We start from the raw sequence: 17,894 nt of genomic DNA on the forward strand, positions 1-17,894 counted from the left end.
CCCTACAGAGCAACAAGAGAAAATGTGTTTAGTGAAATTGCTTTGTGAATTTAGCAAGTGATTAAAACTTATTACATTTTATAGTAAGTAAAGGTATTACCTTACATAAGGGTGTATAAAAAATAAACCCCTTTCACAGTGTAACTTTCTAAGCGAATACTGACTAAAGCAATAATTAGACCGAGTACTTGAATTAAGGGTCTAGCAGCTTGCCATTAGTAATGCGCAAACTAGGCTTTAGTGGATGATAAATGCGCAAATTATGAAGTTAAATGAGAGTAATTCTGGGAAGTACAACTAAAAAAAAGAGCGAGTAAAAAAGCTTTACTCGCTCAGTGCAAGGGCCGTAGGTTCACTAAGCGGCCCTAGAAGAAATCTACAGTGCTTTCGCTACGCAAGTCGATTGATAATCGATGAGAAGTCCATACCTGCATTGCCTTCTTCGCAGTGCATTTCAAACCATTTAGCGGCAAGCTCGCCCATGGGTACTTGCGCATTTACGCCTTGTGCGCCTTGCATAGCTAGGCTCAAATCTTTAAGCATAAGTGCTGAAGCGAAGCCGCCGGCAAAGTCATTATCTGCTGGGCTTTGTGGGCCCACGCCTTTAACGGGGCAGTAGGTTGTCATAGACCAAGTTTGTCCAGACGCATTCGACGCAATATCGAAAAACACTTGGGCGTCTAAACCCAGTTTTTGAGCCAATTGGAAGCTTTCGCAGGTAGCAATCATGGTTGCGCCAAGTAACATGTTGTTACAAATTTTTGCTGCTTGGCCCGCACCGTGACCGCCTGCATGTACAATTTTTTTACCCATAGCGCTAAGAACGCCATTGGCTTTATCAAATGCATCAGCATCGCCGCCTACCATAAATGTTAATGTGCCCCCAGCTGCGGCAGTAACACCGCCAGACACTGGCGCATCAAGCATTTTAAGGCCTTGTTTTTCCGCCATTTCTGATACGGCTTTTGCCGTTTCCACGTCAATTGTGGAACAGTCAATAAGCAAGGTACCTTTGCTAACGTTAGCGAGTATTTGATTCGAATAGATGTCCTTAACATGCTTTCCAGCAGGCAGCATGGTTATAACAATATCAGCCTTGGATACGGCTTGCTCTGTATTTAGTGCAATATCGCAGCCTGCTGCTTTGGCCTTAGCCAATGCAGCTTCGCTTAAATCGAAAGCCAATACTTTGTAGTCGTTTCTAACCAAATTATCTGCCATGCCTGAGCCCATATTACCTAGGCCAATAAATGCAACTGTGGTCATAATCGTCTCCTTGCTTAGCCCATGGTTGGAATAACAAAAGCGTTGTCGTTGGTGTCTGAGCCGTCAGGCCAGCGCTGCGTGATAGTTTTAACTTTGGTCCAGAACTTCACGCCTTCCATACCGTGTTGATTGGTATCGCCAAACGCAGAGCGCTTCCAGCCGCCGAAGGTGTGATAAGCAACAGGCACTGGAATTGGCACGTTAATGCCAACCATTCCCACGTTTACGCGGTGAGCAAACTCCCGCGCTGCATGGCCATTACGGGTGTACATGGCAACGCCGTTACCATATTGATGATCGCTGGCTAGGCTTACCGCTTCATTGAAATCTTTTGCGCGCACCATTTGCAGTACCGGGCCAAAAATTTCTTCTTGGTAAGACCGCATATCTTTAGTGACGTGGTCAAAGAATGTTGGACCAATAAAATAGCCATTGCTGTCACTAGGAATTTGTGAGGTTCTACCGTCGTATACCAGTTCAGCTCCTTCCTCTATAGCAAGGTCGATGTAGCTTTCAACTCGTTCTTTATGCGCAGCGGTAACCACAGGGCCATAATGAGCGTTTGGATCTTCACTGTTGCTCACCATGATCTCTTTAATAGCCGGAATAAGCTTGGCTTTAAGTTTTTCAGCTGTTTCTTCGCCTACTGGAACCACAACGGGTAACGCCATGCAGCGTTCGCCGGCACTGCCGTAAGCTGCGCCAACAAGGTCTGTTACCACTTGATCTAAATCGGCGTCAGGCATCACGATACCGTGGTTTTTCGCGCCACCCATTGCTTGAACTCGTTTACCTGCGCGCGCGCCGCGCTCATATACATAGTTTGCAATATCAGACGAGCCCACAAAGCTCACAGCCTTGATAGTTTGATGGTCTAAAATGCCGTCAACCACTTCTTTGTTGCCGTGAACAACGTTAAGCACGCCAGCAGGCAGGCCAGCTTCAATCATAAGCTTTGCCAGTTCAACAGGTACCGATGGGTCGCGCTCTGAAGGCTTTAGAATGAACGCGTTACCACAAGCAATGGCCACACCGAACATCCACATCGGGATCATGGCAGGAAAGTTAAATGGCGTGATACCCGCTACCACACCCAGTGCTTGGCGCATTGAATACACGTCAATACCTGGGCCTGCGCCTTCGGTGTATTCACCTTTTTGCGCGTGAGGAATACCACACGCAAACTCAATAACTTCAAGGCCGCGTTGAATATCGCCTTGTGCATCAACCAGCACTTTTCCATGCTCGCTTGATAATAATGCAGCTAATCGATCGCGATTTGCCTCAACTAGCTCTTTGAATTTAAACATCACACGAGCACGTCGTTGAGGGTTTGTCGCCGCCCACTCAACCTGCGCGGCTTGCGCGGTTTCAATTGCATGGGCAAGGGTTGAAGCATTAGCTAGGCTTACTTCGGCTTGAACTTCACCAGTATTAGGCGCAAATACCGACGCGGTATTCTCGCTACTATCTTCAAAATCTTTACCTGCAATAAAGTGAACAATTTTTCTCATGACATAGCTCCTGTATTTTTTAACAATATTGAAACCTTGTGTTTGCAATAGCAATACATATACTTGCAGCAAGGTGCTGTAAAAATGCAGGTGATAATGTGAATTGGGATGATATGCGGTTGTTTCTAGGATTAGCCAGAAATGGGCGCGTAGCTATTGCTGCAAAAGGGTTAAAGGTTGACCCAACAACGCTTATTCGTCGTGTAAAAAAACTGGAAGACTCGCTAAATTGTAAATTGTTCGAGCTGACCAAAAAAGGTTACGTACTTACTACTCATGGCAGTGAGTTAGTGAATTACATCGAAAAAGCCGAGCATTACTTCTTAGAAGCACAAAACGAACTCAGCGATGAGCGTTCGCATCTGGCTGGCACCATTCGGGTGAGTGTATCAGAAGGCTTTGGAAGCTGGTTTTTAGCGCCACTACTACCTGAGTTCAAAAAGCAATATCCGGGCATTAGCATTGAATTGGTGGCTACCAGTGGTTTTCTTAACCTAAACAAACGGGAAGCCGACATGGCTATTTTGTTGGAAAAGCCAAGCCGGGGTTTATTGGTTACGCAAAAGCTCACCGACTACAACCTTTACCTATATACCCATCAAGACCTTGTTAAAGACAGCACGCCTAGCTCATTACAAGAACTCTGTGCATTTAATTTAGTCAGCTACGTGCCAGATTTGGTCTACGCGCCTCAATTGAAATTTATTGAAGAAACTGCATTGTCACAGTTGAGTGCGCTTCGTAGCACCAGTATTAACGCGCAGTATCAGATGTTAATAAATGGCGCTGGCGTCGGTATTTTGCCGAAGTTTATGGCTGAAACACAGCCAGGCTTGGTGCGGCTAGTTGAAAATGAGATTCATATTAAGCGTACCTTTTGGTTGGCCACGCACAAGGAAACGCATTCTCAAGCCCGTTTTCAGGTTTTTACAAAGTGGCTGCTAGATAGCGTAAAGCGCAATCAATCGAGGTTTATAGATTGACAATGCTGTAAAACACATTCTGTTTAAGAAATTTAAGCCTTGCTGCTTTAATCTATTAAGATCAATAATTTTTGAAATCGTTGAGCGTACCTCACTGCCTTGAACTAGATTTTTAAAAGGGTACAGCCCTTCTTATCGTGACTGTTTGCCACTTTCTAAAAAATGCCGCTGATAATTAACGAATTCAAATTCGCCTAACGAAAAGTGAACCACATTGAAGATTAAAAGTTATTCACAATTGAGGTTGATAAGGGTAAGTTAATATTTATGTATGCGAAAGATCGTGCCGCTTTGGCCTCCAACGCTTTGTTTTCAGAACTAATAGAAAGATTTGATGTATGAGAGCATTTCTTTTCTTTACTGGTTTTGTATTAATGAATTGCCTAGCTGGCGGGCTGGTGCACGTGTACGCAAAAGAAACGGCTTCAATTAAAAAGATGCATCTGGTTAACAGCAGTTTGTGGATTTTTGAAGAAGATGGCAACGCGTTATCTGCAGAAGACATTCTGTATAAGTACGAGCAAGAACTTCTTGAAACAAACGCAGAAGGGCGAGTCAGCTATGGCTTCACCAACAAAACAGTATGGGGCGTGTTGCCTGTATCGCTAAATACTTACGGGTTTCTTGTTACAAGCGTTTCCAAAGACAGCCCGATAAACATTCCCTTTCTTCCTTTAAAAATTGAAATAGACAATGCATGGCTAGACGACATTGATATTTATTTTTTTGAAAACGGTGTGAGTAAACGTCACGTAAAATTAGGCGATAATCAAGTCCACAGCGCGCGATTTGAAAACGCGAGAATGCCTTCTATTTTTTACCGCTTTACACAACCTGAAACAATCCTCATTTTCAGGTTCTCCACCCAAGATCCCATGACCATTCCGGTTTTTGTAGGGCCACCTGTAGCTGCTAAAAATAAATCGATCGAAAACGCGTATTTCTATGGTGCGCTATATGGTGCGCTGATTATATTGCTAGTTTACAACCTAGTTTTATATTCTTATCTCAAAGAGAAGCGCTATCTGCTTTACTCTTTGTACCTTTTTTCTTTTTTAATTTTCAATTTTACCTATACAGGGCATGGATTTTGGTGGGTTTGGTCTGAATCTGTCCTATCGCAACAATGGCTAATGCCAGCGTTTATGTTTTTATATTTATTTAGCGCCGTTAGATTCACTATAGAGTTTTTGAACACCCAGCATTACTTACCCAGACTATATCGAAGTAGAAAATATATCTACGGAGCATTAGGTGTGCTCGCAGTGGTTATTGTGATCATTGGCAGCCGTTCTTTTGCCGTAATGTCACAGCTGGCTATCCTTACAACGATAGCGCTGTGGATGCTGTTTATCGGTGCTTTTGCCTATAGAAATGGCGACACATTAGCAAAATTTTTCTTACCTGCTGTTTTATGTGGAACAGGTGGAGCAACGGTCTCTAGCTTAGCTACGTGGGGGCTTATTCCCTATTCGACATGGGCGTTCCGAGCAATCGAAATTGGAATGGTTTTAGAGATGTCGTTACTGTCGATTTCGTTGGCGTTCAATTATAAACAGGTCCAGCAGGCGCGCCGAAACGCAGAACGTGATGCGCGATTAGACCCACTCACTTCACTGTATAACCGACGTGCTTTTGAAGACTTGGTTTACCCGATTTGGGAGTTAGGCAAGCGTAGCAATAAATTTATGTCAGTTATTCTTATTGATATTGATTGGTTTAAAAGTATCAATGATAAATACGGCCACGACATGGGTGACAAAGTGTTGAAGAAAGTGGCAGAAGAAATAAAGTGTCAAGTACGAGCTTCCGATATTACGTTTCGCTGGGGCGGCGAAGAGTTTCTAGTTTTTCTACCTAACACTCGCGTTCAATACGCAAAGCAAATTGCTGAAAATTTACGAATGCACCTTTTTGCCCATGACATCAATAAATTGGTTAGCGTTACCGTGAGTATTGGCGTAGCTGGAACGTCGCCTGGCGATGAAGACGTTGATATTTTAATAAAAGGTGCCGATCAAGCACTATATTTGGCGAAAGCTAGAGGACGAAATAAGGTTGTGCTGTGGAATGAAGGTGAGTTTCTTCGCTGATTTGTAAATATAGAATTCTCACGTATTATTCTATTTTCGTTTTTTCTAGGTAAGTTCTTCATGTATCAAGATTTTCAAGCAGAGCTGGCGTGGGCCAGTTTACATATGCCGCGTACTCGTGAGGCTATCGCATCTTTACCTGACCTAACTAACGTTAAACTTGCTTGCAACATGCATTTGGACTTAAAAATGGCGCCTTTGGTTGAAGGGCTGCTGTCACGGGGTTGCGATATTTTTCTTACTACATGTAACCCAACGACCGTGCAAGACGATGTCGTGTCTTACCTTGTTGATAAAGGCGCAACAGCCCATGCATGGCGTGATATGAGCGAGGCTGACTGGTCTGAGTCATTCGACAAAGCGCTAGCGTGGCAACCCACCCATTTATGTGAAATGGGCGCCGACCTCACTACCCGACTTCATGAAAATATAAAAGCAAAAAAGCCAGTGCCTAATATTGTTTCGGGTTTGGAAGCAACGGGCTCTGGCATTAACCGATTAAACGGTATGGCGCCAAACTACCCAATTTTTAACTGGGATGATTTGCCAGTGAAAGAAGGGCTTCACAATAGACACATGGTGGGCTTAAGCGCATGGCAAACTTTCTTCCAAACCACCCATTTAACCCTGCACGAAAAAGTAGTGGTGGTCATTGGTTATGGTTTGGTAGGGCAGGGCGTGGCGGCGTCGGCTAAAGCCTTCGGTGCACAGGTCCAAGTTGCCGAACTTGACCCAGCAAGGGCGCTACAGGCGAAATACGACGGTTGGCCTGTAGTTAGTCTAAGTGAGGTCGCTGGCCACGCCGATGTTATTGCCACCGCAACGGGAGCCTATGGCGTGGTAAATTCGGCTCATCTGAGCAGCATGAAAGATGGTGCGTTTATTTTAAATGTAGGTCATGTGGCACAAGAAATTGATATGCCATACCTTAAAAACAACGCAAGTCACAGTGAGCCCATGCCTTATGTGAATGCTTATAGATTGGGCGATAAAACACTTTATCTTCTTGCAGACGGTTCTATGTTTAATTTAACTGCTGGATATGGCGACAGCATTAACGCGTTTGACGTCACTTTAGCGGTGATGGCTGCGGGTATTGGCCATATTGTGAATGAAGGTGCAAAAAGCGAGAAAGGCCTTTATTTATTGCCAGAAAAAGCATGGAAAAGCGCGCTGTGATTAGTGGTGCTCTATGAATTCGGTATTCGATTAGAAGATCATTTTTATATGACTGAAGAAGGCCCTGTGTGGTTTGCTGAGCCTAGTGAGTCGATTGACGCGCTTTAATAACGTTAAAAAAACGTTTAAAGGGATAAAGATGAGAAGAACGTTGGGCAGGTTTTTAAGTGCGCTATTGGTTGCGCTATCTTTTGGCAGTGCTAATGCATCTGATAAGCTAAAAATAGGCGTGGTGGGGTTAACCCACACCCATGTTCATTGGATTTTCGAAAGCGAAAAGCAGGGTGAATTTGAGATTGTTGGCATTGTAGAGCAAAACAAAGACCTGGCTCAGCGTTACGCAAAACAGCACAACTATTCCATGGGCAAAGTGTATGACTCTATGGAAGCCATGTTTGCTGCGCAAGATGTTGAAGCGGTAACTGCGTTTGGCACTATTTTTGAGCATTTAGAAGTGGTGCAAAAAGCAGCCCCGCGCGGTATACATGTAATGGTAGAGAAGCCACTTGCCATTAATATGGATCACGCCAGCCAAATGAAGGCACTGGCGAAAAAGCACAATATTCACCTGCTAACCAATTATGAAACTACGTGGTATCCCACTAATCATAAAGCCTATAGCACGGTTAAGAGTGGTGACGTTGGAGACATTCGAAAAGTCATCGTTAGAGATGGCCATAAAGGCCCGTCAAAACTGGACATTAATAGCGAATTTTTAGAGTGGCTAACAGACCCAGCAGAAAATGGAGGCGGTGCCATTGTCGACTTTGGGTGTTATGGCGCAAACCTGATGACGTGGCTGATGGATGGCAAAAAGCCGCAGAGCGTAACGGCAGTTACGCAGCAGCTTCAAGCAGAAAATAACCCTCAGGTAGATGATGAATCTATTATTATTTTGGGCTACGAAAAGGCCAATGCCATTGTGCAAGGTTCTTGGAACTGGCCTATAGGACGCAAGGACATGGAAATATACGGTGAAACCGGTGCCGTATATGCGGATAACCGCCATAAATACCGCAAACGCATTGCAAAAGGCTACGATGACTTCGACGAAACAGTACTTACATTGTCTGAAAGAGAAGCGCCTTACAACGACCCATTTCACTATTTCAAAGCGCTTATCAATGAGGAAATTAGCATTTCGCCACATGATTTATCAGCATTAGAGAATAATATGGTGGTGGTCGAAATTCTTGATGCGGCAAGAGAAAGTGCTAAAACAGGTAAGACCGTATATTTGAAGTAGCTAAACTGAGAAGTGGTTTCACCGCGCTTTAATAGACGTTCATTAAAAGAACGAAAGTAAAAGCACATGTGATTTAACTTAAGCAGAATGAAGGCAGCGGTTTTACCTCCGCTGCCTTTTTTATAAAGCCGTTATTTTGGAGAAGTGTGGTTTTAGCAGCACTTTACTTCAAAAAGAGAAATGCGCATTTATGAAGAGCAGCTGTAATGGGCCACACCGCCCGCACTGAAAAATTCAAGCGGGCGTAGCTGATAGTATTTATTCTCTATCTCTTCTGATTGTTCGTCATAAGGCGCGGTTAGTGTCTTTTGGAGCGCGTGAATTTGCGAAAAGTCGCCTTTTTCTGCGGCTTTATAGGCAGGTACAATTAGCCATTCGCGCCATGTGAATTTAGGGTTTGCTTTGCGCATGTTTTTTGCGGTGGCAGCAATAGCATTTGCTTTATCGCCTTGTGCCTCGGCGTCCTTTTCAATACGCTCGCGCCACGTTTGCAGCCACGCTTCCCACTCCTTCATTGCGTCTTCTTTTGGCGGGTAGTAAAAACTCTTGGTCAAACTCGCCATATTTTTAGGTACCGACGATAGCTCTCGGAAAAACATTGAGTAGTCTACACCAGTGCGCAACATCAGCTGCAAAAGCTTAATTAGCAAATCGTGATCATAATGAGTCAAACCTAGTTTTTCTGCCCACATGCTTTCCATCGCTTGCTCCATAACGCCAGAAAAGCCGTCATTAATATCATTAAGCTTTGAAAGGTGCTCGCTTTTGCCTTCAAGCAGAGGCATTAACGAACGACAGAACATATCAAAGTTCTTTTGTGCAGCAATGGGCTGATTTAAAAACGAGAAGTGACGGCCGCCGCCTGTCCAAGGTTGGTAGTCTGCTTCAAAAAATTCACAAAAGCCGAATGGCCCATAATCTAAAGTAAAGCCGCCAGCAGCACAGTTATCGCTATTAAAATTGCCCTGACAATAACCTACGCGAACCCAACCAGAAACAAGACGCGTTAAGCGGTTTCGAAATAGTTCAGCCAGCGTGACCAATTGCTCTTCAAATGGCGTGTTTGTGTCTATTTCACTTGAATACTCTCGCTCAATAAGGTGCTTAACAATGGCTTTGAGTTCATTGAGCGCTTCGCTGTGTTCATTGCAGCGAGCACGTCTTGCAAAAAGCTCAATTTGCCCAACGCGTAGAAATGAAGGCGCAACGCGGGTGGAAATAGCCGTTATATTTTCAACCATCACTTCAGGTTCATATGAGTGAGAACCTTCGCGATACCATGGCCTGTCTACTGTGTCTGATTCAGACATAAACAAACTCAGCGAACGTGAGGTTGGAATGCCAAGTGCGTGCATATGTTCTTGCACTAAAAACTCGCGTACGCTTGAACGCAATACGGCGCGCCCGTCTGCGCCACGGCAATAAGGCGTGCGGCCTGCACCTTTTAACTGCATTTCCCAGCGTTTCCCGTTTAATACCGCTTCAACGATAGAGATAGCGCGGCCGTCACCGTAGCCGTTACCCGTCCTAAACGGGCACTGCTCTGTGTACTCCGTACCGTAAATAGAAAGCGCGTAGCCGGTTGCCCAGCCGAAAGGCTGCATTGATGCAGGTACATCAGACATGTCGCCTGAAAATAAGCGCGTAAACGCCTCGGTTGCCGCCAACTCGTTATCCAAGCCTAATTCGGCAAACAGGGTTTCGCTATGAGCAATGTACGTGGGTGCAGTTAATGGGGTCGGAGTAACCGGCACATAGTGACCGGAGAAAACTTGGCGCGGGTCATGGTCGCTACCATCGCTGGTAGACTGTGGGTCGGGAGTGAGTGTATTTAGCAAAGAGTAATCTACGTGCTTTGCGAATTCATCTAGTGTTTTGATACGTTCTGTCACTTCCATCACCTTTTTCATACTAGCCGCCCGTTACTGAGCTGCCACGTGCCTTCGGGAACATAGACTTGCCGACTTACAGCGCCAAGCGCAGCAATTTTTCTTTATTGTTTGACCAAGAACAAACAATGCAAATTACGCCCATTGTACTCTTATCTACACTTTTATGCAGGCATACAGCGCTTGTTGAATGCATAGCACCGCTTGTTCAGTGCATAGCATTCTAGTTTACAAATTGGTGACCGTTGCGGGGGCATTATATGCAACACCCTCCTAACGAATTCCTATTAGTAGAGAGTGTATTACGAATTGCTTTTGATAAGCGATTAAAAGACAAAGAAGGTGGTAGATGGATAGTATCGTACTGCTTGGCAATATTATTGGTGGCTTAGGGCTTTTCTTGCTCGCCATTGGCATGATGACCGACGGGCTTAAACTGGCGGCAGGAAACGCTTTACGTACGTTACTTGCTAAGTGGAGTAAAACGCCATTTAGAGGTGTGTTGTCAGGTGCGGCGATGACCGCGTTAGTCCAGTCTTCAAGCGCCGTAACTGTGGCATCGTTAGGCTTTGTTAACGCAGGCCTTCTTAGCATGCGCCATGCTCTAGGCATTGTTTACGGTGCAAACATAGGTACAACCATGACCGGGTGGCTTGTTGCCTTAGTGGGTTTTAAACTAAATATTCAAGCCGTTGCATTGCCTATGATTGGTGTAGGCATGATTTTAAAACTACTGAAACCCAACAGTCGATTAGCATCACTGGGTATTGCGATTGCTGGGTTCGGCCTGTTTTTTGTGGGGATCGACAGTTTAAAAACAGCCTTTGAAGGAATCGTGAGCACCTTCGATCTCAGTCAGTTTCAATCCTCTGGTATTGAAGGCTTTCTGATGTATTTAGTCATTGGCTTTATTATGACAGTGCTAACTCAGTCATCTAGTGCCTCCATCGCTTTAACTATCACCGCTGCGTCCTCTGGCATGGTGGGCATTTATGCCGCGGGTGCAATGGTAATTGGTGCAAATATTGGCACTACGTCTACCGCTCTATTCGCCTCTATTGGCGCTACATCCAGTGCTAAGCGAGTGGCAACGGCACAGGTGATTTTTAACGTTACTACTGCCATTGTGGCTGCCTTGGTTTTACCCCTTCTGTTTGCCTTTATTAATTGGATAACCGCTGTTGCCGACGTAGAAGCAGCTCCGGGCATTACACTTGCTATCTTTCATACTTTGTTTAACCTGCTGGGAGTGGCGCTTATTTTGCCCCTAAACGACAGGCTAACACGCTTTCTCGAGCGACGTTTTGTATCGTTAGAAGAAAAGGCGTCTAAGCCTAAGCACTTAGATAAAAACATTGCTCAAACTCCCGATTTGGCAGTGAACGCGCTGATCCTAGAATTACTATCAGTATCAGACCGCTTCTTAAGCGTTTACCCCAAATTGCTTTCCCAACAAAGCAGCGAAAAAACGGCCGTTGAAAACGATTTACATAGTGTTGAGATGCTCTGTAAGCATATTTCGCAGTTCATTGTTGAAGTAGAGCGCGAAGCCTTAAGTGAACAAACCACCGAAGCGTTGGCATCGCTTATGCGAGTAGAGCACTACATGTTATCGAACGCACAAAAAGCCGAAGCCATTTCAGCACTGAGTAGGCGTCGAGAGGTGCTCGCTCAGCCAATGCTTGAAGGGCAATTTACCAACTATTTATCGGTGACCAATGAGTTCATGAAAATGGTGCGTTGGAGACAATTTGATAGCAGCGACGCGTTAAACGTTCAATTCGATTTACTTGATAAAGAGCACCACACACTGAAATCAGCGCTGGTGCTGGGGGCAACACAAGGTGATATTTCTGTTACCCAAATGACAGACGCCACCGAGTGTATGGAATTGCTATTACAAATCGTGCAGATGTGGATCAAGGTCTTTAGTCACATTCAGCAGGTCGAGGACGGCATTACCACGGCAAATTTAACGCACGGTGATAGTCAACAAAACGTGGAAGGCGATTAAAGGAGCATACTATGGCAACACTTACCTTTTTAGGCGCAGTTGAAGGGGTGACAGGGTCAATGCATCTGCTTAAAACAGCGCACAGCACCTTGTTACTCGATTGCGGGTTATATCAAGGCAGGCGAGATGAAGAAGCCAAAAACCACGAACCCTTGCCTATAGATGTCAGCCAGCTTGATGCGGTGATATTGTCTCATGCACATCTTGATCATTCTGGCCGTTTGCCTATTTTACTAAGAGAGGGCTACAGTGGCCCAATCTACATGACTCGGCCAACCGCCGATCTCATTGAAGTCTTGTTAAAAGATGCTGCGTCTTTACAAGAACGAGACGCCGAATGGGAAAATAAACGTCGTCAGCGTTCGGGCAAACCCCTCATTGAACCGTTATATCGCAAAGAAGAAGTTGATGGCGTGTTAAAGCAGTGCATACCCACTCGCTATCACACCAAACGTAAAATAACCCAAGACGTTGAAATTAATTTTGCCGACGCCGGGCACATTCTTGGCTCGGCGATAGTAGAGATATGTATTACTGAAAACGGTGACGTTAAAAAGTTAGTCTTTTCTGGCGATCTCGGTAATTCGCAAGCCGCGTTACTTCGCGACCCGGATATTATAAAAGAAGCGGATATCGTACTTTTAGAGTCTACCTATGGCGATCGCAACCATCGTTCAATGGAAGCCACCCTAGATGAGTTTGAACAGGTCATTTTACAAGCCAGTGAAAACGGCGGAAACATTCTTATTCCATCATTTGCAGTAGGGCGAACCCAAGAGATCATATTTCGATTAGGCGAGCTATATCAACAAGGCAAATTAACGCAGCAAAGGGTATTTTTAGACAGTCCAATGGCGATTGCGGTCACTGAAATTTATCATCGCTATCAAGATGTTTATAACGAAGAAGATCTCGATGCTATTTCCGATAGTGCCGAGCGCGTTCATAGCCAAAATCAGAGCTTACATTCACTATTACCCATATTAAGCTATACCACATCAACAGAAGAATCGATTGCGCTTAACAAGGTGGTTAGCGGTGCCATAATTATTGCGGGCAGCGGTATGTGCAACGGTGGGCGTATTCGACACCATTTAAAACAAAATTTATGGCGTAAGCAGTCCCATGTGGTGTTTGTAGGCTTTCAGGCGATGGGGACACCGGGACGAAAGATTATCGACGGAGCCACGCATGTAAAAATGGCGGGAGAGGACATTGCCGTTCGCGCACAAATCCACACGTTAGGCGGGTTTTCAGCACACGCTAGTCAAGAACAACTTATTGACTGGTTGTCGCACTTCAATTCGCCTCCCAACATTTACTTAATCCACGGAGAGGAAGGCGCTAAACATACATTGCAAAGTGCCATTAAAGAAAAAGGATGGAATGCGTTTATTCCGCATTTCGAAGAAACAATAAGATTTTAGAAATTAGACGTAAAAAAAGCGCCCTCAAAAAATGACGGCGCTTTGATAAAACGTTAAAAGCAGTACGTGTTTGCTTTGTCTGCTATTAACTTGGGTTTGGTCAGCTTAGAAGTGATAGTCGAAGGTCACTGTCACGTTTCTGCCTTCGCCGGGTAAACCACCCAAGAACATTGCCTTTGAGTAATAGGTTTTATCAAACAGGTTGTTTACGTTAACGCGTACCTGCCATTCGTCTGTGGTATAGCCGGCAGCCGCATTCCACACGCTGTAGCTTCCTACCACAGAAACGGGCAGGCCAAACGAAGTTGAGTTAATGGTTCGCTCGTCTTCGTAGGTTAAGCCAAGGCTTGCATTAATTTGCCCCGGCAAGCCGAATACGGTGTCGCGATATTCACCCCATACGCTGGCAAACTTTTCTGGAATACCTTTAACTGGGCCTGATACCGGCGTGTCAGTTCCACGGTTACTGTTTCGAATAGTTTCAGCGTCTTGATAGGTTCCGTTAGCATTCATCGAGAACATTTCGTTAATGTCGAAGTTCACGTCAATTTCCACACCACGGGTTTTGTCTTCGTCATCATAGAAGAACTGCGGCACGTCGATATTGAACTCTGGATCGTCAGGGTTATCGTTAAACAACGGGTTACTGTAGCGAAGGTTAGTTCTGCTGGTGTCAAAGAAAACGACTGACCCAATCAATTCTTCATTCAGTGCGGTAAAACGCACACCAATGTCGAACGACTCAGATTCTGAATCGGGGCGATTGTCTTCTTCTGAGCTAGAAACGCTCCCTAAAATGCTATAAGCCGTGCGCCCTTTAGCAACATTTGCAAACACGGAAAATTGCGGTGTGATGCGGTAGTTAAGGCCAAGGTTATAAGTAACACCTTTATCGTCGGTGTCGGCTTCTTCTGTGCGAAGTGGTGAACGGTCAGTACCCAAGTGTTGGTATTCTTGCTCAATTTCAGTAAAGGCTGCACCAAAACGCCCAGTGAGGCTTTCTGTGAAATACACCACTTCTTGTAGGCTTATGCCCATTGCGGTCACTTTTTTATCGTAGTTACTGCGAAGTGATGGTGCGTAGTCGTCAAAGTTTCCGGTTGGCCAGTTTGGATTTGTGATATCTAAAATATACGGTATCGCATTGTCGGCACTGGTGCCATCAGCGTCGTAAATAGACCAAGACTTTAAGTGAATATCGCGAGATTCAAGGTTAGCGCTAACCAAATGCTCACCGCGCACACCGCCATAAGACCAGTTTGATTTCAAATCGGCAAAGTACTGAAAAGACTGTTCATCGGCATATTGGCGACGGTACTCTTGGCGGCGTGCAGCAAACGGATAAAGCACATCGTCGATTACAAGCGGTGCGCGAGGGTTTGCGTTAATCTCGCCATTTCGGTTCCAATATACATAGTTGTACGCCCCTGTTTGGCGAACAAATTCAGACTCATAATCGCGATACTGTAATTGCTGTATTAGCAGCGTGTCGCTAGATAGCTGCCAATCTGACTTTATTTTGATGCGTGTTTCTTCACCTTCATTAGGTTTTGAAAGTGGCGAAATGACCGAACCACTTCCCAAATCGTAAGGGCGTAAGCCATCGGTGTCAGTGATAGTGTTTGCAAGTTCTTGTCGCTGTGCATCGGTTAACTGAATGCCAAATACGCCGTCGCCGTCCGTATCACTGTCGTTAACAAGTGCAGTCCAATCGGTTTGTGAACCATTAATACTGTCTTGATTTACAATACGAACAGGATGGCCCACCGAGTCTATTTGAACACTATCGTCGATGTAGGCACCAGAAAGGGTAAGGGTATGTGATTTGGTGTACTCAAAGCGAAGGGTAGAGTAAACTTCGTTTCTTTCTTGACCCAGACCTCGGTAGCCATCACTCGACTCGTGGTTTGCAACAAGGCGATAGGCTAAGTGTTCAGACAGTGGCCCTGTCGCATCGAACATGATTTGTTGAGCGTCCCAGCTTCCTGCGCGAGCGCGAACATGAAATGCGTCTTCAAACTGCGGTTTTTTCTCAACTAGGTTAATAATACCACCGGCAGCACCAATACCGTAAAGCCCTGTTGCAGGGCCTTTCAGCACTTCCACGCTTTCCACGTTGATCATAGAGCGAGTAGGGTTAAAGCTATTACCGAAGTCACCACCTGCATACATTCCGTCCAGCGTATAGCTTACACCTAAGCCACGAATAACTAAGTTGTCGCCAACGCCGTAATTGTTACCAGCTTGGTTTAAGCCACTAATATTATTGATGATTTCTTGCAGGTCAGTTTTGCCTTGCTGATCGACAAGGTCTTTACCTATCACCACAATAGCCGCTGGAATTTCAATTAACTCCATGTCTGACTTGGTTGCCGTTCCAGAATTTAAAATAAGCTGATTTTGTTGACCATAAACGCTAATGCGCTCAACTTTTTTCTCGTCGCTATCATTGGCTGCAACAGCGTTTAACGACATTATCGCCAATGCAATTGGTGATAATTTTAATAACTTCATAAAGCGTGTTTTCCTACTGTGTGAGAAAAAGAAAACCGTCACAGCACTTACTGAGACTAAGTGTTTCCGTGTTTGATTAAGTTAAAAAAGCAGTGAGGAGAAAAGCGCGATTAGGTTTATTGCTTTGGCTTTAACTGCTGGGGCGGCATTATAGTCACACAAGTAAATGATAATAAGTCTCAATACTGTTAACATACAATTAAGTAGCACTTAAGTTTATTTATCATGTCTCAACAATTTTTAAATCGCTTGAAGTTGATTGGCGTTTTCTGTCACGTGGTCGACTCTGGCTCTATGCGAGAAGCCGCGGCACAGCTAGGTATAAGTCCAGCGGCCGTAAGCCAGCAAATGAACCAGTTAGAAAAGGAATTACAAACCACCTTGCTATATCGCTCTACTCGCCGAATTAATTTGTCTGAGGCTGGGGAGCAATATTACGCGTGGGGTAAAAAAATGCTTATCGCTGCCGAGCAGGCAGAAGAGGTAATACTTCAAAGCAAAAGCGAAATAAGCGGAGAAATTAAAATAGGCGTACCTGTAGGGCTTGCCGCTCGCCCGCTGGCGCAAGCGTTAAAGCATGAATTCGATCAACACCCAGATTTGAAGTTATCAATAATCGCTAAAGATCACGACATTGATTTTATTCAAGAACGTATCGATATTCTTATCGATTGCGGAAAGGCGCCAGATTCAAATTTTATTTATCATGCGCTGGGTAAAAACACGACAGTGCTTTGTGCTAGCCCAAACTATCTAAAGCGAATTGGATGCCCTTTGTCGCCTCAAGAGCTGCAAAGTTATGTGTGGCTGGGTATGAATTTACCTCAAGCGAAAGGGGTGCTTAGCACAGTGAATCTTACCCATTCAAACGGCGAGTCATTCTGTTTTGCACCTAAGCTTCACTATAGTTTCAACGATTTAAATAGCCTGATAAGCCATGTACAGGCGGGGTATGGTTTAGCCTTACTACCATGGCTAGAAGTTGAAGAGCTTATTTTTAGAAGCGAACTTGTAGCGCTGCTGCCAGATTGGAAGACTAGCGAATACGAGATTTATGCGTTAACCGCTGATAAACAGTACTCAACAAAAGTAGAGTTGGTATTAGCGGCATTAAAACAATTTTTTGATGGCAACGCCTAAGTAGACAATTCACCGCAATGAAAATTAACGCAGTATATAGACCCAACACCAATAATTAAGGCTTAGCGCTTAACCTTAATTTACCTTCTTCAACGGTGAGCTGCATTGGCACCGTTGAAAGTAAGTTCACGGCTTTGTTGGTGGCGTCTAGCCGATATACCGGGTTTGAGGCCAAATATCCGTTGATAAGCTGCATGAACTCACCGCTGACAGGCGCCAGGTTTCCTTTAAAACCGCCAGCATCAATTGTGCTATCAAGCAAAGATAGCGAACGCACAAAAATGGCCTTTTCTTCGCTGTCGTAATAAGGCGTGCCTTCAAGCGCCAAGCTTACCTTGGCAGGGTAATTCAAACCAAATGCGCTAACACGAGCGATGGCAATAGCGCCTAGCTGAACTACGTCTCGACCGTTTGGGCCAATGGTTGCTGTCATATCTTCAACATCTAAAAACAGCGGAATGCCTGCCAGTGACGTTTGCTTCTGAAGTTTACTTACTTGAGCATCAAGTACTTGTTCTAGCTCTGCGTTAGAAACAGTGTATGAAGAAAGCTGAGAAAGCGTTGCGCACCCTGCCGAAAACAATACTGCGACCATTATCAAAAAGCGTTTCATTAGAATTACCTGTTAG

Annotated in this window: 12 protein-coding genes; 7 read left to right on the forward strand and 5 right to left on the reverse strand. The window is 44.8% G+C overall.

Annotated elements, in window-relative coordinates:
- Positions 1-390: 390 nt before the first annotated feature.
- Positions 391-1,266, reverse strand: a complete 876-nt coding sequence (gene mmsB / locus ACHUFN_RS17065; protein ID WP_394223792.1) for a 3-hydroxyisobutyrate dehydrogenase — start codon at positions 1,264-1,266, stop codon at positions 391-393.
- 14 nt (positions 1,267-1,280) lie between these two features.
- Positions 1,281-2,780: a CoA-acylating methylmalonate-semialdehyde dehydrogenase gene (locus ACHUFN_RS17070; protein ID WP_394223793.1), complete on the reverse strand. Its 1,500-nt coding sequence runs from the start codon at positions 2,778-2,780 to the stop codon at positions 1,281-1,283.
- Between the two features lie 98 nt (positions 2,781-2,878).
- Between ACHUFN_RS17070 and ACHUFN_RS17075 the strand changes: the two genes are divergently transcribed.
- The 4 genes from ACHUFN_RS17075 to ACHUFN_RS17090 all read left to right on the forward strand — a co-directional run bounded on the left by ACHUFN_RS17075 (position 2,879) and on the right by ACHUFN_RS17090 (position 8,281).
- Positions 2,879-3,763, forward strand: coding sequence for a LysR family transcriptional regulator (locus ACHUFN_RS17075; RefSeq protein WP_394223795.1), 885 nt, complete (start codon positions 2,879-2,881; stop codon positions 3,761-3,763).
- A gap of 338 nt (positions 3,764-4,101) precedes the next feature.
- Complete coding sequence (locus ACHUFN_RS17080; protein ID WP_394223797.1) at positions 4,102-5,856, forward strand: sensor domain-containing diguanylate cyclase; 1,755 nt, start codon at positions 4,102-4,104, stop codon at positions 5,854-5,856.
- A 60-nt stretch (positions 5,857-5,916) separates the two neighbouring features.
- Entirely contained in the window at positions 5,917-7,035 is a 1,119-nt protein-coding gene (locus ACHUFN_RS17085) for an adenosylhomocysteinase (RefSeq protein ID WP_394223799.1), read from the forward strand.
- Positions 7,036-7,174: 139 nt separating this feature from the next.
- On the forward strand, positions 7,175-8,281 hold the full coding sequence (locus tag ACHUFN_RS17090; RefSeq protein WP_394223800.1) for a Gfo/Idh/MocA family protein: 1,107 nt from the start codon (positions 7,175-7,177) through the stop codon (positions 8,279-8,281).
- A gap of 188 nt (positions 8,282-8,469) precedes the next feature.
- Here the strand turns inward: ACHUFN_RS17090 and ACHUFN_RS17095 are convergent, their stop codons facing one another.
- Positions 8,470-10,191 carry a protein adenylyltransferase SelO gene (locus ACHUFN_RS17095; protein ID WP_463424087.1) on the reverse strand — a complete coding sequence of 574 codons (1,722 nt, stop codon included), beginning with the start codon at positions 10,189-10,191 and terminating at the stop codon, positions 8,470-8,472.
- A 328-nt stretch (positions 10,192-10,519) separates the two neighbouring features.
- Here ACHUFN_RS17095 and ACHUFN_RS17100 point away from each other — a divergent pair, with 328 nt between their 5' ends.
- Together ACHUFN_RS17100 and ACHUFN_RS17105 are read left to right on the forward strand one after the other, a co-directional pair.
- Positions 10,520-12,184: a Na/Pi cotransporter family protein gene (locus ACHUFN_RS17100; protein ID WP_394223801.1), complete on the forward strand. Its 1,665-nt coding sequence runs from the start codon at positions 10,520-10,522 to the stop codon at positions 12,182-12,184.
- An 11-nt stretch (positions 12,185-12,195) separates the two neighbouring features.
- A complete protein-coding gene (locus ACHUFN_RS17105) occupies positions 12,196-13,611 on the forward strand; it encodes an MBL fold metallo-hydrolase RNA specificity domain-containing protein (protein ID WP_394223803.1) in 1,416 nt (471 codons plus the stop codon).
- 105 nt (positions 13,612-13,716) lie between these two features.
- Here ACHUFN_RS17105 and ACHUFN_RS17110 read toward each other — a convergent pair whose 3' ends face one another.
- Complete coding sequence (locus ACHUFN_RS17110; protein ID WP_394223805.1) at positions 13,717-16,125, reverse strand: TonB-dependent receptor; 2,409 nt, start codon at positions 16,123-16,125, stop codon at positions 13,717-13,719.
- A 225-nt stretch (positions 16,126-16,350) separates the two neighbouring features.
- On the opposite strand from ACHUFN_RS17110, the gene ACHUFN_RS17115 reads away from it, so the two are divergent.
- The gene (locus ACHUFN_RS17115; protein ID WP_394223807.1) at positions 16,351-17,265 is read left to right on the forward strand and encodes a LysR family transcriptional regulator; all 915 of its coding nucleotides are present in this window, start codon (positions 16,351-16,353) and stop codon (positions 17,263-17,265) included.
- 55 nt (positions 17,266-17,320) lie between these two features.
- Here the strand turns inward: ACHUFN_RS17115 and ACHUFN_RS17120 are convergent, their stop codons facing one another.
- A complete protein-coding gene (locus ACHUFN_RS17120) occupies positions 17,321-17,878 on the reverse strand; it encodes a YceB family lipoprotein (protein ID WP_394223809.1) in 558 nt (185 codons plus the stop codon).
- Positions 17,879-17,894 lie beyond the last annotated feature (16 nt).

It is taken from the genome of Alteromonas gracilis (assembly GCF_043642145.1).
GTDB classification, from domain to species: Bacteria; Pseudomonadota; Gammaproteobacteria; order Enterobacterales; family Alteromonadaceae; genus Alteromonas; species Alteromonas gracilis_B.

What these genes read in the sequence shown, in the direction of transcription:
- ACHUFN_RS17110 (WP_394223805.1), bottom strand. Translation starts at nt 16,125, where the DNA reads ATGAAGTTATTAAAATTATCACCAATTGCATTGGCGATAATGTCGTTA.
- mmsB (WP_394223792.1), bottom strand. Translation starts at nt 1,266, where the DNA reads ATGACCACAGTTGCATTTATTGGCCTAGGTAATATGGGCTCAGGCATG.
- ACHUFN_RS17115 (WP_394223807.1), top strand. Translation starts at nt 16,351, where the DNA reads ATGTCTCAACAATTTTTAAATCGCTTGAAGTTGATTGGCGTTTTCTGT.
- ACHUFN_RS17120 (WP_394223809.1), bottom strand. Translation starts at nt 17,878, where the DNA reads ATGAAACGCTTTTTGATAATGGTCGCAGTATTGTTTTCGGCAGGGTGC.
- ACHUFN_RS17090 (WP_394223800.1), top strand. Translation starts at nt 7,175, where the DNA reads ATGAGAAGAACGTTGGGCAGGTTTTTAAGTGCGCTATTGGTTGCGCTA.
- ACHUFN_RS17095 (WP_463424087.1), bottom strand. Translation starts at nt 10,191, where the DNA reads ATGAAAAAGGTGATGGAAGTGACAGAACGTATCAAAACACTAGATGAA.
- ACHUFN_RS17085 (WP_394223799.1), top strand. Translation starts at nt 5,917, where the DNA reads ATGTATCAAGATTTTCAAGCAGAGCTGGCGTGGGCCAGTTTACATATG.
- ACHUFN_RS17080 (WP_394223797.1), top strand. Translation starts at nt 4,102, where the DNA reads ATGAGAGCATTTCTTTTCTTTACTGGTTTTGTATTAATGAATTGCCTA.
- ACHUFN_RS17105 (WP_394223803.1), top strand. Translation starts at nt 12,196, where the DNA reads ATGGCAACACTTACCTTTTTAGGCGCAGTTGAAGGGGTGACAGGGTCA.
- ACHUFN_RS17100 (WP_394223801.1), top strand. Translation starts at nt 10,520, where the DNA reads ATGGATAGTATCGTACTGCTTGGCAATATTATTGGTGGCTTAGGGCTT.
- ACHUFN_RS17070 (WP_394223793.1), bottom strand. Translation starts at nt 2,780, where the DNA reads ATGAGAAAAATTGTTCACTTTATTGCAGGTAAAGATTTTGAAGATAGT.